General features: G+C 69.4%; 8 protein-coding genes and 3 rRNA genes. All 11 read right to left on the reverse strand.

Going from position 1 to position 15,894, the window contains the following annotated elements; all coding sequences use genetic code 11:
* Positions 1–94: 94 nt before the first annotated feature.
* The 11 genes from J2S46_RS14800 to J2S46_RS14850 all read right to left on the reverse strand — a co-directional run bounded on the left by J2S46_RS14800 (position 95) and on the right by J2S46_RS14850 (position 15,785).
* A complete protein-coding gene (locus J2S46_RS14800) occupies positions 95–1,771 on the reverse strand; it encodes a restriction endonuclease (protein ID WP_191293189.1) in 1,677 nt (558 codons plus the stop codon).
* A gap of 114 nt (positions 1,772–1,885) precedes the next feature.
* A complete protein-coding gene (locus J2S46_RS14805) occupies positions 1,886–3,661 on the reverse strand; it encodes a hypothetical protein (RefSeq protein WP_191293190.1) in 1,776 nt (591 codons plus the stop codon).
* A gap of 276 nt (positions 3,662–3,937) precedes the next feature.
* Positions 3,938–4,228, reverse strand: a complete 291-nt coding sequence (locus tag J2S46_RS14810) for a cupin domain-containing protein (protein WP_191293191.1) — start codon at positions 4,226–4,228, stop codon at positions 3,938–3,940.
* A 226-nt stretch (positions 4,229–4,454) separates the two neighbouring features.
* A complete protein-coding gene (locus tag J2S46_RS14815; RefSeq protein WP_191293192.1) occupies positions 4,455–5,102 on the reverse strand; it encodes a YigZ family protein in 648 nt (215 codons plus the stop codon).
* Positions 5,103–5,237: 135 nt separating this feature from the next.
* Positions 5,238–6,527 carry a DUF6986 family protein gene (locus tag J2S46_RS14820; protein ID WP_191293193.1) on the reverse strand — a complete coding sequence of 430 codons (1,290 nt, stop codon included), beginning with the start codon at positions 6,525–6,527 and terminating at the stop codon, positions 5,238–5,240.
* A 105-nt stretch (positions 6,528–6,632) separates the two neighbouring features.
* Positions 6,633–8,243 carry a DUF2637 domain-containing protein gene (locus J2S46_RS14825; protein WP_191293194.1) on the reverse strand — a complete coding sequence of 537 codons (1,611 nt, stop codon included), beginning with the start codon at positions 8,241–8,243 and terminating at the stop codon, positions 6,633–6,635.
* A 155-nt stretch (positions 8,244–8,398) separates the two neighbouring features.
* Positions 8,399–9,061 (reverse strand): response regulator transcription factor, encoded by a 663-nt coding sequence (locus J2S46_RS14830; RefSeq protein ID WP_191293195.1) that lies wholly within the window; start codon positions 9,059–9,061, stop codon positions 8,399–8,401.
* On the reverse strand, positions 9,013–10,437 hold the full coding sequence (locus tag J2S46_RS14835; protein ID WP_229913214.1) for a sensor histidine kinase: 1,425 nt from the start codon (positions 10,435–10,437) through the stop codon (positions 9,013–9,015). Before J2S46_RS14835 ends, J2S46_RS14830 begins: the two co-directional genes overlap by 49 nt.
* 220 nt (positions 10,438–10,657) lie before the next feature.
* Positions 10,658–10,774 (reverse strand): 5S ribosomal RNA (gene rrf, locus J2S46_RS14840).
* An 82-nt stretch (positions 10,775–10,856) separates the two neighbouring features.
* Positions 10,857–13,978 (reverse strand): 23S ribosomal RNA (locus J2S46_RS14845).
* A gap of 283 nt (positions 13,979–14,261) precedes the next feature.
* Positions 14,262–15,785 (reverse strand): 16S ribosomal RNA (locus J2S46_RS14850).
* The 16S, 23S and 5S rRNA genes sit together here, the layout of an rRNA operon.
* Positions 15,786–15,894: the final 109 nt, after the last annotated feature.

The following is a 15,894-nucleotide window of genomic DNA, read 5'->3' on the forward strand; positions in this document are numbered from 1 at the left end:
CAGCCTCCCGCTCGCGTCGTCCTTTCGCACCCCCGACCCGCTGCCCCTCCCTCGTTTCCCCAGGGCCCGGCTCCCGCCGCGGCCCACCGCCGGTTCAGACCCCCGCGCCGAGCGGCAGCCCGAGATGGGTGCGGGCCAGCTCGCGGACCCCGTCGCCGTCGACCAGGTGGATGTGCTGGTGGCTCTCGTCCCCGGTCAGGTCGAGCGCGGCGTCGCTGAAGCGGCCGGTGGTGAGCCGCAGCCCCCGGTCGGCGGCCTCCTCGCGGACGGCTTCCGCCAAGGTCCGGATCTCCTCCTCGGCCACCGGGGCCGCGGCTCGGGAGGCCCACACCACCCAGCGGCCGGGCAACGCGCTGCCGGCCTCGCCCTCGCCGGTGGCGACCAGCCCGGCCGGTCCCCGCAACCGGACGCTCCAGCCGTCCAGGCCGCCCCGGGTGAGCAGCTCCCGGACCAGCTCGGCGAACTCGTTGGCGGACAGGTCGGCCGCGGACGGGACGGTCGCCCCGGCCGCCGCGGCCGGCTCGACGCCCGCGCGGGCGTACGGGTCCGGGGTCACCGCCGCGCCGAGCTGACGCAGCCGTACCAGTGCCTCGTCCCGTTCGGCGTCCGCGTAGACGCCGTCCCCGTCCTGCCCCTCCTCGTAGGGGGCTCCGGCGGGGAGCAGCCGGGTGCGGGCCAGCGCGTCGCGGTCCGCGTCCACGCTCACCAGGCAGACCGCCTCCGGCGAACCGGGCTCGCGGAGCCAGCCGTTGAGCACCACGCCGGCGAGTATCTCGTCGGTGTCGACGGCGTCGGCCGCCTGCAGCGCGCGCAGGGCGAGGCGGGCGACCAGGCGCAGGTAGTCGGTGGCCCGGTCGGGCGCCGGGCGCGGCACCGGCTCGATCTCGCCCTCGGGCGTCAGCCGGTAGCCGGTGAGCGAGGGGACGAGGTCCAGCGGCGGGAGGTCGAGGTCGAGGACGGCGGTGGAGGTGAGCGGGCGGAAGACGGCACGGCAGGGCGCCGGGAGGTCCTGGGTGGCGGTCTCGGAGGCGGCCAGGGCCCGCTCGATCAGCGACTCGACGGCGGCCGGCTCGGCCAGGCGGTAGGCCCGGCGGCACTCTTCCAGGCTGTCGTTGTACTCGCGGACGGCCCGCGCCCTGGCCTGTTCGGCCTCCTGGTGGGCCCGCCGCGACTCCGCCTCGCCGGAGTCGGCCGCCTCGGCCCGCCGGGTCCGCCACTCGCGCAGGGCCCGTTGGTGGGTGAGCCGGGCCTGGGCCAGCTCCCGCTGGTAGCCGGAGTCCAGCAGTCGGCGGGACGGGCCCTCGTCGGGGTCGGCGTCGGCCGCACGCGGCGGGACGTAGTCCTCCCAGCGCGGCTCGGGCCCCGTCCCGTCGGGCCCGGCCTCCCCGGCCGGGAACGGGCGCGGCTCGTAGGTGCGCAGCTGGCTCTCGAAGTCCATCGGCGAGACCGGCAGCGCGGCCCGCCGCAGCAGGTCGGCGAGCCGGTCGTGCTCGGCCCGGACGGTGAGCGTGCGGTGGTGGGTCAGCGCGGCGGCGCGCCCGTGCGCGGCGACGGCCTCGTCGACGTCCTCCTCCGGGCGGCCCGCCGCCCGGCCGCCGTCGGCGTCCTGGCCGGGCTCCCCCGGGCCGGGCGCGGCGCCCAGGTCACGGAAGACCGAGGCCAGGAAGCCGGGTTGGAGGGCCGTGGCGGTGCCGTCGGACCCGCCGCCCGGCATCCCCTCGGCCACGGCAGGCCCGTCCGACGGGTGACGGCCGTCTGGTGTGTACTGCATCGGCGGTCGTTCCCCCATGCTCGTCCGGCGCTTCCCCGGGGCGGACCGCGGCCCCGAGGCCGGCCCCTGCCGGACATTGTCCACCGTCCGGACGCCGCCGGTCAGCCAAGCCTCTCAGTTGGTACGGGTGTTGGTCAGGTGCAGGCCGATGTAGCCCACGTAGATCCGGCCACTGCCGGAGCAGTCGTCCAGGTAGTGCAGCCGGGGCGCCGTCCGGCCGCCGCCGATCCGCAGGTGCGCGCCCATGAACGCGCGCCGGGAGGTGTCGACGCACTCGGGCACCGGCAGCATCCGTTCGCGCTTCCACTTGGTGTGGCTGAACACCGTCTGGGACTCGCCGCGGACCGCCTTGCGCGGCGGGAAGTGGTGGCAGCCGTCCGGGGTGTGCTCGCACCACTGCTTGAAGTCGCCGCCCGCCTCGCCGCGGACGGCGGCCACCGCGTACTCCTGCAGCGCCGTCAGGCCCTCCCAGGTCAGCCGGGCCCAGCCGGCGCAGGTGCCCAGGCCGTCCAGGGCCAGGGCCGGCTTCTGGTCACCGGTGAAGGTCAGCAGCGGGAACTCGGGCAGCCGGTCCATCAGTTCGGCGAAACTGCCGGGGGCCTCGTCCGCCCGGGCCGGACCGCCCCCGACCGGCAGGCCGCGGACGGCGGGCGACTGGGCCTGGCCCGGCGCGGCGCCCGGGCAGATCCGGCCGGCCAGCACCCGGACCTGCGCGCCGACGTGCCGCAGCGCCGTGTACTGCTCCTCCGCCTCGCTCCGCAGGTGGTGCTCGCGCCGCCGGGAGTGCCGCAGGCTGTGCCGGACCCGCTCCAGCTCGTCCGCCCTGGCCTGCTGCTCCTGGCTGTCCAGCTCGTGCTCGTGGGCCAGTTGCTCGTGGGCCAGTTGCTCTTGGGCCGCCTGCTCGGACCGGTCGGGCTCGGGACGCCGGGCGGCGGGCGGCACCCGCAGGACGGGCACGGCGGCGAGCGGGGCCGGGAGCGGGAGTTCGGCGGCCAGCCGGCGGGGCTCGCGGGCGAGCAGGCCGGCGGCCCGGCGCAGGTCCTCCTCTATCCGGTGGCGCGGCATCACCGGGTGCCTGGCCCCGTCGTGGCGGGAGGCCGGATCGACCTCCGGCAGGTAGGTGCGGACCGCGCCGCCGTACACCGAGTGGTACTCCAGGGCGACGTTGAAGCCCGTCCGGGCGGCCGGGTCGAGGACGTAGAGCGTGGCGAGCCCGGGCAGCTGATGACAGAGCGGGCGGACCGTCCCGGTGAGCCATTCGTCCAGCCCCAGGTTGGCGGGGACGCTGGCGACCACGGTGGGCAGCCGGCGCTCGGGGTCGCAGAGCTCGTCGATCAGGGCGTCCACGTCGGCCGCGGTGACCACCCGGGGGTTGTGGTGCACCGCGGCGGGGCCGTCGCTGGCGTCCAGCAGGGGCAGCAGTGTGCGGGCGAGTTCAGGGACCGGGACCTTGCTGGGCGTCCGTACGCCGGTGCCCGCCGCCTGGTGCTCGGCCTCCAGCCGGACCCAGGTGGGGCCGCCGGGGTCGGTCGCGAGGGTGAGGGTGAGCTGGTGGGTGCCGTGCGGGGCCGGGGTGCGCAGGCGGCGGCGGGTGTAGCGGCCCGGTGTGGCGGTGGCGGCGCGCAGCGGGCCGTCGTCCCGGTCCAGCAGGATCCGGTCGCCGAGGCGTAGTCGCTCGGCCGGGGCCTCGGGGCTGCCGGGGGCGGGCCCGGCCGGCGGGGGCTCGTCGCAGCCCTCCTGTTTCAGCCAGGCGCCGAGTCGTTGGTCGGCCAGGGCGACGGCGTCGGAGTGCGTCAGCGCGGTGGTGACGGTCATCCGGTAGGGCGTCGCGGGGCTCCGGGGGCCGGGCAGATCGGGCTGGGCCGGCGACGGGGAGCGGTCTGAGGTCATGCGCGGTACCTCCCGTGGTGCGGTGGTGGGGTGTGTCGTCCTCCATAGGGGTCCCCCCGCACGCGAGGCGGGGGAGGGTCGGTCGTCCGGTTCGGCCGGATCCTTGTAGGTGAAAACGCGGTGACCCGGAGCGGAAGTTCCAGCGTCGGGCCACGTCAATCCGTTCGAGTGAAAGTTCCCGCTCCCGGGCCCGCCCGTGACGCCGGCGGCCCGGGCTCCGGCCGGCCGATCGAGGGCGGCGGCGAAGGCCCGGCGGCGGGGACGGCGGGTGGGCGGTCAGTGGCTCCACTCGGGGGCGGCCACGGCGACGGCGGTCGGACAGCCGTCGGGTATGTCGTAGGTCGCCACCAGCACCACCGGCTGCTCGCCGTGGTTGCGCCCGACGTGCACGTGCACCGGCCCCGGCAGCTCGACCAGCCGGTCTCCGGCCTCGCTGACCTCGACCCGGCCGTCGTGCAGGGTACGGGTGAGGGTGCCCGAGAGGACCACCACGTCGACCCGGCCCGGGTGGTAGTGCCAGCCGGTGCTGGCCCCCGGCGCGAGGGTGATGGTCTGGACGACGGGCATCGCTGTTCGGCTCCACTCGGGGGTCGGCTACCGCCTCAGGCTAGGCAGCCGCTCCGGCCCTCGAAACCGCCCGGACGTTCTCTGTCCGAAAGCTCGTCCGACTGTCGTCCTCTGTCCGAAAAGGGGCGTTCCGCGATCACCGCGGCCCGGCCCGGTGTCACGTTCCGACCGCTGCGCCCGGCCGGTGGTCCGCCGCCGGGCGCGGGCTCCCCCCCGGGCCGACGGCTCAGACCGGGACCTCGACGAAGGTCCGCCCGGCCTCGACCGCGACCGCCGTGCCCGCCGTCGCCTCGGCCAGCCAGGCGTGGAAGGCCAGCACCTCCGGCTCGGGCACCCCGACCTCGATCCGCACCCCCGCCGCCCGGTACGCCAGGTCGCTGACCGCGTACCCGGCCGCCCGCAGGTCGTTCTCCACCCGGCCGGCCCTGGTGTGGTCGGCGGTCACCGCCAGCAGCGCGACCGGCCGCCGCTCCACCAGGCCGATCTCGTCCACCGCCTCGGACACCGCGCCGCCGTACGCCCGCACCAGGCCGCCGGCGCCGAGCTTGATCCCGCCGAAGTACCTGGTCACCACCGCGACGGTGTCGGTCAGTCCGCGCCGGCGCAGCACCTCCAGCATCGGCACCCCGGCCGTCCCGCCCGGCTCGCCGTCGTCGCTGGAGCGCTCGCGGCGCTGCTCGTCGCCGACCACGAAGGCCGTGCAGTTGTGCCGGGCGTCCCAGTACTCCTTGCGGATGCCCGCGATGAAGGCCTGCGCCTCGTCCTCGTCGCCGACCCGGGCGAGATGGCAGATGAAGCGGGACTTCTTGATCTCGATCTCGTGGCTGCCGCCGCGCCGGATCGTCAGGTACGGCCTGGGGGTCGGCTCCGGCATGGCGCGGCGGGTCTCCAAGGAACGGGGAAGGCTGACGGGACCGCCCGGTGCGGGCGGTCCCGTCAGCTTAGGCCGTGTCCCCTTCGCCGGGCCCGGGCCGACCGGCCCGGGCCGGCGGTGCCGGGCCCGGGCAGGTCAGCGGCCGGCGAGGGTGTCCAACTGCTCGCGGTCCAGGCCGGTCAGCCGGGTGACCTCGGCCGGGTCCACGGCGCCGCAGTCCAGGCCGCGCAGCAGGTAGCCGCTCAGCGCCTTGGCGGTGGCCGGCTCGTCCATCACGTCGCCACCGGCCTTGGCCACGTAGGCCGAGAGCCGGGCCGCGGCGGCCGCCAGGCCCTCGCGGTAGAAGCTGTAGACGGCCACGTACCGGGTCGGCAGGTGCGCCGGGTGCATGTCCCACCCCTGGTAGTAGGCGCGGGCCAGCGAACGGCGGACCAGGTCGTGGTGCAGCTTCCAGGCCGCGTGCACCTGCTCGGTCGGACCGGTGGGGATGACGTTGGTGGAGCCGTCGGAGAGCCGGACGCCCGTCCCGGCGGCGGCCACCTGCATGACGGCCTTGGCGTGGTCCGCCACCGGGTGGTCCATGCTCTGGTAGGCGGCGCTCACCCCGCAGGAGGCGCTGTAGTCGAAGGTGCCGTAGTGCAGGCCGGTGGCCCGGCCCTCGGCGGCCTCGATCATGCGGGCCACGGTCGCCCGGCCGTCGGCGCCGAGGATCGCCTGGGTGGTCTCGATCTGGATCTCGAAGCCGATCCGGCCGGCCGGCAGTCCGGCCCGCTGCTCGAAGTCCTCCAGCAGCCGGACCAGCGCGGTGACCTGCTCGGCGTAGGTCACCTTCGGCAGGGTCAGGACCAGGCCCTCGGGCAGGCCGCCGCCGGCGATCAGGGTGGCGAGGAAGAGCTCCAGGGTGCGGATGCCGCGGCTGCGGACGGCCGCCTCCATGCACTTGATCCGGATGCCGATGTACGGCGGCGCGCTGCCGTCGGCCACGGCCGCGGTGATCAGTTCGGCGGCGCGGACGGCGGCGGCGTCCTCCTCGGCGTCGGGACGCGGCCCGTAGCCGTCCTCGAAGTCGATCCGGAGGTCCTCGACGGGCTCGCGCTCCAGCTTGGCCCGGACCCGGGCGTGCACGTCGGCCAGCAGCGCGTCGTCCGGCACGCCGAGCGCACGGGCCAGCTCGGCGGGGGTCCCGGCGTGGGTGTCGAAGGCCTCCAGGGCCTGCCGGCCCCAGCTGCTCACGGTGTCGGCGGCGAAGGCGTCGGCCGGCACGTAGACGGTGTGGACCGGCTGGCGGGTGCCGGAGTCACCCGGGTAGCGGCGGGCCAGTTCGGCGTCGACCGGCCCGAGCAGCGCGTCCACGGCGGCCCGGGCGGCACTGGAGAACGAGGCCCCGCTCCCCGGCTTGCTACCGTCCACCTCGACCTGCGACATCCGTACTCCTCCACGCCGAACCAGCACTTCAACAATTTGTTGATGTGAAGGTAGCTCCGGCGGCGCCGGGCAGTCAATGGCCGCCCGACCGGCGGACGCCCCGGGTCAGTCGCGCCCCGCCGACGCGTAGCGGGCGTGCAGGTCGGGCCAGATCTTGTCCAACTGCGACGGGCTCACCGATCCGTCCGGGCGGTTGCCCACCACGTGGTACTCCACGGTGAGGTACTCCGCCAGGCGCCGCTGGTCGGGCTGCTGACCGTAGGTGTCGATGTAGGAGACCAGCGCCTCGAAGCACTGCTCCGGGTCGAGCCGGTCCGGCTGCGGGATGGGCTCGCTCCCCGCGTTCTCCCGGACGGCGTGCTCCCGCACGGCCTGCTCGCGCACGCCCTGCTCCTGCCGGACGGCATCGCGCTGCCCCGGCCCGGGGCCGCTCTCCCCCTGGTGCAGCGGCACGCCCTGCTCGGGCTGTCCCCCGACCGCCTGTCCCGGAGCGACGTCGCGCCCGCCGGGACCGCTCTGCCGGTACATGAAGGCGGGCACCGGCCCGCGCTCGGCGGCCGGCGCGGCGACCCGGACCTCGGGGCCCGGCTGGGCCGAGGGACGCGGCGGCTTGAACCACGGCGACGCCTGTCCGGGCACCCGGCCGGTCGCGTCCATGCCGCCCTGCGGCGCGTGGGTGCGGACGGCACGCTCGGTCCAGACGTTCAGCTCGTCGCGCGCCGGGGCCTGCTCCTCGGCCTGGGCCGGCTCCTGGGCGTCCCGCAGCCGGACGGCCGCCAGCTTGGCCAGCGTCGGCACCGCCAGCTCCGCGGACACCACGGACGCGGGGGCCGCCGCGGGACCGGCCGGCCCGCCCTCGGCGGGGGCCTGGGCCTGCTGCGGCGGGAGCTGCTGCCCGGGCATCTGCTGCACCGGCACCTGGCGGGCGGCCGGCGGCGAAGCCTGGGCCGCGGCCGGCGCGGGGGCGGATATCGCGGCCTGCGCCACGGACGCGGCCGCCACCGTCCTGCTCTCCCGGGCGTGCGCGGCCTGCTCGGCCTCCTCCTCCAGCCGGTCCAGCACCTCCAGGTCCAACGGGACGCCGTACTTTGCGAGCTTCAGCGGCAGCAGCGCCTGGATCGGCGCCGCGCGCCGCCAGCCGCGCCCGTAGCGGAAGCGCAGCTGCGCCCGGTACACCAGCCGGTTCTGCTCCAGCCGGACGACCTCGTCGTAGGAGCGCAGCTCCCACAGCTTCATCCGCCGCCAGAGGCGGAAGGTCGGAATCGGCGAGAGCATCCAGCGCATCAGCCGAACGGACTCCATGTGCCGGTCCGCGGTGATCGCCGCGATACGTCCGACCGCGTGCCGGGAGGCCTCGACCACCACCACGAAGAGGACCGGGATGACGGCGTGCATGCCCATCCCGAGCGGATCGCCCCAGGAGGCCGCCGCGTTGAAGGCGATGGTGGCGACGGTCAGCAGCCAGGCGGTCTGTCGCAGCAGCGGGAAGGGGATCCGCAGCCAGGTCAGCACGAGGTCCAGGGCCAGCAGGACGACGATCCCGGCGTCCACGCCGATCGGGAACGCGTACGCGAAGGCGCCGAACCCCTTCTCCGTCGCCAGGTCGCGGACCGCGCTGTAGGAACCCGCGAAGCCGATGCCCGAGATCAGGAAGGCGCCGGCCGCGACCAGCCCGAGCAGGGCCCGGTGGGCACGGGTGAGGGATGGGCGTGCCATGCGTCTATCAACCCCTGGATGTCGGCTGCTGCCGTACGTGAGCGTCGGCCCGCCGGACTCCCCCCTGTCGGGTGGTCGGCGAACCCGGCCACCGACGTCTCGGCCCACCGGATACTACTCGTACACCTGTTTCAGCGTGCTTCCAGGCCGGATTGTCACCCTGTCTGCTCGGCCGTCCCGTTGAGGTGGGCCAGGACGGCCAGCACCCGGCGGTTGGCGTCGTCGGCCGGCGCCAGCCCGAGCTTGGTGAAGATGTTGGCGATGTGCTTGGCCACCGCGCCGTCGCTGACCACCAGGCGGGCGGCGATCGCGGAGTTGGAGCAGCCCTCCGCCATCAGCTCCAGCACCTCCCGCTCGCGGGGCGACAGCCGCTGCAGGGGGCCCGAACGCGCGTTGCTCTGCAGCAGCTTGGCGATCACGTCCGGGTCCATCGCGGTGCCGCCCGCGGCCACCCGGCGCACCGCGTCGATGAACTGGTCGGCGTTGAAGACCCGGTCCTTGAGCAGGTATCCGATGCCGCCGGAGCCGTCCGCCAGCAACTCCCGCGCGTAGAGCTGCTGGACGTGCTGCGACAGCACCAGCACCGGCAGACCGGGGATCTGCCGGCGCGCGCTCAGCGCGGCCTGCAGCCCCTCGTCGGTCAGCGTCGGCGGCAGCCGGACGTCCACGACGGCGACGTCCGGACGGTGGGTCAGCAGCGCTTCCAGCAGCTCCGGACCGGTCTCCACCGCTGCCGCGATGGTGAAGCCGTGGGCTTCCAGCAGCCGGATCAGGCCTTCGCGAAGGAGGTAGAGGTCCTCGGCGAGGACAACTCGCACGGCAGCTCCAGGGTGATCGTGGTCGGTCCGCCCGACGTGCTGTCGATGGCGAGGACACCGTCGAAGGTACCCAACCGGCGCTCGATCCCGCGAAGCCCGCTCCCCCTGGTCGGGTCCGCCACCCCGTGGCCGTCGTCGGTGACGGTCACCCGCAGGGTCCCAGCCCGGTGCAGGATGTCCACCCAGACCTGGTCCGCGCCCGAGTGCTTGGCCGCGTTCGCCAACAGCTCGCAGACGCTGAAGTACACCGCCGCCTCCACCGGCGCCGCCGGCCGGTCCGGCAGGCTGACGCACACGTCGACGGGCAGGGCACTGTCCATCGCCAACGCCCGGACGGCGTCCCCGAGTCCGCGCTCGGCCAGCACCGGCGGGTGGATGCCCCGGACGAGGTCCCGCAGCTCCTGGAGCGCCTTCGCCGAGGACTGCCGGGCCTCCGACAGCAGGGCGCGCGCGGCCGGCGGGTCGCTGTCCATCAGGTGCTCGATCGTGCCGAGGGTCATACCGATCGCCACCAGCCGGGCCTGGGCGCCGTCGTGCAGGTCCCGCTCGATCCGGCGGAGCTCGGCGGCCTGGTCGCCCACCGCGTCGGCCCGGGTCTCGGTGAGCTGCTGCACCCGCTCGGTCAGCCGGGCCTTGCTCTGGCCGCCCGCACGGTCGGGGTCCAGGGCCCGGCGGGTCCAGTCCGCGTGCAGCCGGACCGCCCGCGGCGCGAGGGCGAGGCCCGCCGCCACGGCGGCCAGGCAGAGGCCGAGCTGCAGGAGCAGTTCCCGCGGATCACCGGCGCTGTAGTAGCTGGAGTTGTCGACGATCTGCTCCAGCAGCCCGACCGCGGCCCCGGCGCCGACCGCGGTCAGCAGCAGGCACGGGACGGCCAGCACGCCGGCCGCACCCGCGCCGGCGGCCAGCCACAGCACGTCCCGCCAGCTCGCCGGGTCCCCCAGGACCGACCGGACGGTCAGCTCCGCGCGGGCCGTCGAGCGCCGTGAGTGGTAGGAGTGGCCGGTCCACCAGTGCCCGCGCTCGTCCTGCTGCGGCGCCGCGGCCGGCCGGTACGCGACGGGGATCCGCACCCCGAACCAGGCCTCGACCAGGTCGCGGGACCTTCGCGCGTACCGCCGACCCAGCCAGAAGCAGGCCGCCGGGAAGGCCACCACTCCCGCGGCGACCACGAGCAGGCTCCCGAGCCCGTGCTGGCTGCCCACGTTCAACGCGAGGATGGGGACCAGCCCGACGAAGAAGAGTACGGCCGGCCCCAGCGCCGCCTGGAACACCAGCTGGAGGCAGCGCAGTTGGGCCTTGATGCCTCCCCGTACGAACCGCCGGGCATCCTCGATGCGCTCCTGCGCGCCACCAGTTGTCGTGGTCGGACCACTCACGGCCATCTCTTCTCCCCGGCGTCCTCGAAGTCGGAGGGCACCAGCCCGTCCCTCGGTACCAGTCTGTCCCGCCGGGCTGTCCCGGTGCACTGGCCCTTGAACTCCACCTGGGGTGGACCTAGCACCCCTGCCGGCCGGGCCCTTTCCGGACCGTGCAAAGACGGCCGGGAAACGCAGAAAAGCCCTGCCGGTTACCCGGCAGGGCTTCTCCACAATGATTGTTCGGCGGCGTCCTACTCTCCCACAGGGTCCCCCCTGCAGTACCATCGGCGCTGTAAGGCTTAGCTTCCGGGTTCGGAATGTAACCGGGCGTTTCCCTCACGCTATGACCACCGAAACACTATGAAACTGTCACCGCACCACATCGTGACCTGATGTGGGGTCGTTGTTTCAGAACAACACAGTGGACGCGAGCAACTGAGGACAAGCCCTCGGCCTATTAGTACCGGTCAGCTCCACCCCTTACAGGGCTTCCACATCCGGCCTATCAACCCAGTCGTCTACTGGGAGCCTTACCCTCTCAAGGAGGTGGGAATACTCATCTCGAAGCAGGCTTCCCGCTTAGATGCTTTCAGCGGTTATCCCTCCCGAACGTAGCCAACCAGCCATGCCCTTGGCAGGACAACTGGCACACCAGAGGTTCGTCCGTCCCGGTCCTCTCGTACTAGGGACAGCCCTTCTCAATATTCCTACGCGCACAGCGGATAGGGACCGAACTGTCTCACGACGTTCTAAACCCAGCTCGCGTACCGCTTTAATGGGCGAACAGCCCAACCCTTGGGACCTACTCCAGCCCCAGGATGCGACGAGCCGACATCGAGGTGCCAAACCATCCCGTCGATATGGACTCTTGGGGAAGATCAGCCTGTTATCCCCGGGGTACCTTTTATCCGTTGAGCGACGGCGCTTCCACAAGCCACCGCCGGATCACTAGTCCCTGCTTTCGCACCTGCTCGACCCGTCGGTCTCACAGTCAAGCTCCCTTGTGCACTTACACTCAACACCTGATTGCCAACCAGGCTGAGGGAACCTTTGGGCGCCTCCGTTACTCTTTAGGAGGCAACCGCCCCAGTTAAACTACCCACCAGACACTGTCCCTGATCCGGATCACGGACCCAGGTTAGACATCCAGCACGACCAGAGTGGTATTTCAACGTCGACTCCACAACCACTGGCGTGGCTGCTTCAAAGTCTCCCACCTATCCTACACAAGCCGAACCGAACACCAATATCAAGCTATAGTAAAGGTCCCGGGGTCTTTCCGTCCTGCTGCGCGAAACGAGCATCTTTACTCGTAATGCAATTTCACCGGGCCTATGGTTGAGACAGTCGAGAAGTCGTTACGCCATTCGTGCAGGTCGGAACTTACCCGACAAGGAATTTCGCTACCTTAGGATGGTTATAGTTACCACCGCCGTTTACTGGCGCTTAAGTTCTCAGCTTCGCCGAGACGAATCTCGACTAACCGGTCCCCTTAACGTTCCAGCACCGGGCAGGCGTCAGTCCGTATACATCGCCTTACGGCTTCGCACGGACCTGTGTTTTTAGTAAACAGTCGCTTCTCGCTGGTCTCTGCGGCCGGCCCCAGCTCACGGAGTAAATCCGATCACCAGTTCCGGCCCCCCTTCTCCCGAAGTTACGGGGGCATTTTGCCGAGTTCCTTAACCATAGTTCACCCGAACGCCTCGGTATTCTCTACCTGACCACCTGAGTCGGTTTGGGGTACGGGCCGCCATGAAACTCGCTAGAGGCTTTTCTCGACAGCATAGGATCATCCACTTCACCACAATCGGCTCGGCATCAGGTCTCAGCCTTAATGAGTGACGGATTTGCCTATCACTCGGCCTACACCCTTACCCCGGGACAACCACCGCCCGGGCTGGACTACCTTCCTGCGTCACCCCATCGCTCACCTACTACCCTGTCGGGTCAGCGGCTCCACCACGTCCCATTGTCCGAAGACTCCGGGCCGGCTTCGCGGCTTTAGCATTCAGAGGTTCGACGTTGGCGCTTCAAAGCGGGTACGGGAATATCAACCCGTTGTCCATCGACTACGCCTGTCGGCCTCGCCTTAGGTCCCGACTTACCCTGGGCAGATCAGCTTGACCCAGGAACCCTTGGTCAATCGGCGCAAGAGTTTCTCACTCTTGTATCGCTACTCATGCCTGCATTCTCACTCGTGTCCCGTCCACAACTGGATTCCTCCGCTGCTTCACCCGGAACACGACGCTCCCCTACCCATCACAGCAGGCGTTGGCCCTGTTGCTGCAATGACACGACTTCGGTGGTGTGCTTGAGCCCCGCTACATTGTCGGCGCGGAATCACTTGACCAGTGAGCTATTACGCACTCTTTCAAGGGTGGCTGCTTCTAAGCCAACCTCCTGGTTGTCTCTGCGACTCCACATCCTTTCCCACTTAGCACACGCTTAGGGACCTTAGTCGGTGTTCTGGGCTGTTTCCCTCTCGACCATGGAGCTTATCCCCCACAGTCTCACTGCCACGCTCTCACTTACCGGCATTCGGAGTTTGGCTAAGGTCAGTAACCCGGTGAGGCCCATCGCCTATCCAGTGCTCTACCTCCGGCAAGAAACACGTGACGCTGCACCTAAATGCATTTCGGGGAGAACCAGCTATCACGGAGTTTGATTGGCCTTTCACCCCTAACCACAGGTCATCCCCCAGGTTTTCAACCCTGGTGGGTTCGGTCCTCCACGAAGTCTTACCTCCGCTTCAACCTGCCCATGGCTAGATCACTCCGCTTCGGGTCTTGGGCATGCAACTGAAACGCCCTATTCGGACTCGCTTTCGCTACGGCTACCCCACACGGGTTAACCTCGCTACACACCGCAAACTCGCAGGCTCATTCTTCAAAAGGCACGCAGTCACGAGACACACAGCAAGCTGCATGTCCGACGCTCCCACGGCTTGTAGGCACACGGTTTCAGGTACTATTTCACTCCGCTCCCGCGGTACTTTTCACCATTCCCTCACGGTACTATCCGCTATCGGTCACCAGGGAATATTTAGGCTTAGCGGGTGGTCCCGCCAGATTCACACGGAATTTCTCGGGCTCCGTGCTACTTGGGAGAAGCTCAAGTGAGCCGCTGATGTTTCGTCTACGGGGGTCTTACCCTCTACGCCGGACCTTTCGCATGTCCTTCGACTACACCAACGGTTTCTGACTCACCCAGCCGCCGGCAGACGACTGAAGAACTTTCCCACGACCCCTCATACGCAACCCCTGCCGGGTATCACACGTATCAGGTTTAGCCTCATCCGGTTTCGCTCGCCACTACTCCCGGAATCACGGTTGTTTTCTCTTCCTGCGGGTACTGAGATGTTTCACTTCCCCGCGTTCCCTCCACATACCCTATGTGTTCAGGTATGGGTGACAGCCCATGACGACTGCCGGGTTTCCCCATTCGGAAACCCCCGGATCAAAGCCTGGTTGACGGCTCCCCGGGGACTATCGTGGCCTCCCACGTCCTTCATCGGTTCCTGGTGCCAAGGCATCCACCGTGCGCCCTTAAAAACTTGGCCACAGATGCTCGCGTCCACTGTGCAGTTCTCAAACAACGACCAGTCACCCACCATCAAACCCCCGAAACGAGGATCATCAAGTAGGACCGGCACTGAAGCAACGACCATACGGCCGTTCCCTCAGGACCCAACAACGTGCCCGACACACCAGACCCTCAGAAACACTTTCCACGCCGAAGCAGTACTCGTGAAGCCCTTGGACCTCGTGTGCCGAATAGTCAACGTTCCACCCATGAGCAACCAACTTGAGGCATTCGCTCAAGTCTGGCCATGTGCTCCTTAGAAAGGAGGTGATCCAGCCGCACCTTCCGGTACGGCTACCTTGTTACGACTTCGTCCCAATCGCTGGTCCCACCTTCGACGGCTCCTCCCCTTACGGGTTAGGCCACCGGCTTCGGGTGTTACCGACTTTCGTGACGTGACGGGCGGTGTGTACAAGGCCCGGGAACGTATTCACCGCAGCATGCTGATCTGCGATTACTAGCAACTCCAACTTCATGGGGTCGAGTTGCAGACCCCAATCCGAACTGAGGCCGGCTTTTTGGGATTCGCTCCGCCTCGCGGCATCGCAGCCCTTTGTACCGACCATTGTAGCACGTGTGCAGCCCAAGACATAAGGGGCATGATGATTTGACGTCGTCCCCACCTTCCTCCGAGTTGACCCCGGCAGTCTCCTGTGAGTCCCCATCACCCCGAAAGGCATGCTGGCAACACAGAACAAGGGTTGCGCTCGTTGCGGGACTTAACCCAACATCTCACGACACGAGCTGACGACAACCATGCACCACCTGTATACCGACCACAAGGGGGCGACCATCTCTGGCCGTTTCCGGTATATGTCAAGCCTTGGTAAGGTTCTTCGCGTTGCGTCGAATTAAGCCACATGCTCCGCTGCTTGTGCGGGCCCCCGTCAATTCCTTTGAGTTTTAGCCTTGCGGCCGTACTCCCCAGGCGGGGAACTTAATGCGTTAGCTGCGGCACCGACGACGTGGAATGTCGCCAACACCTAGTTCCCAACGTTTACGGCGTGGACTACCAGGGTATCTAATCCTGTTCGCTCCCCACGCTTTCGCTCCTCAGCGTCAGTAATGGCCCAGAGATCCGCCTTCGCCACCGGTGTTCCTCCTGATATCTGCGCATTTCACCGCTACACCAGGAATTCCGATCTCCCCTACCACACTCTAGCCTGCCCGTATCGAATGCAGACCCGGGGTTAAGCCCCGGGCTTTCACATCCGACGCGACAGGCCGCCTACGAGCTCTTTACGCCCAATAATTCCGGACAACGCTCGCACCCTACGTATTACCGCGGCTGCTGGCACGTAGTTAGCCGGTGCTTCTTCTGCAGGTACCGTCACTTGCGCTTCTTCCCTGCTGAAAGAGGTTTACAACCCGAAGGCCGTCATCCCTCACGCGGCGTCGCTGCATCAGGCTTTCGCCCATTGTGCAATATTCCCCACTGCTGCCTCCCGTAGGAGTCTGGGCCGTGTCTCAGTCCCAGTGTGGCCGGTCGCCCTCTCAGGCCGGCTACCCGTCGTCGCCTTGGTAGGCCATTACCCCACCAACAAGCTGATAGGCCGCGGGCTCATCCTGCACCGCCGGAGCTTTACACCAACCCCCATGCGGAGGAAGGTCATATCCGGTATTAGACCCCGTTTCCAGGGCTTGTCCCAGAGTGCAGGGCAGATTGCCCACGTGTTACTCACCCGTTCGCCACTGATCCACCCCGAAGGGCTTCACCGTTCGACTTGCATGTGTTAAGCACGCCGCCAGCGTTCGTCCTGAGCCAGGATCAAACTCTCCGTGAATGTCTGCTCGTAATCGAGCGGCCACTCGCGTTGAGCGGCACGGCAACCACCGGAATAGGGCGGCCCCGCGCACTGCGTCCTCGCTAGTGTTTTGTTACTAAAGGAATCT

This window comes from Kitasatospora herbaricolor (assembly GCF_030813695.1).
Taxonomy (GTDB): domain Bacteria; phylum Actinomycetota; class Actinomycetes; order Streptomycetales; family Streptomycetaceae; genus Kitasatospora; species Kitasatospora herbaricolor.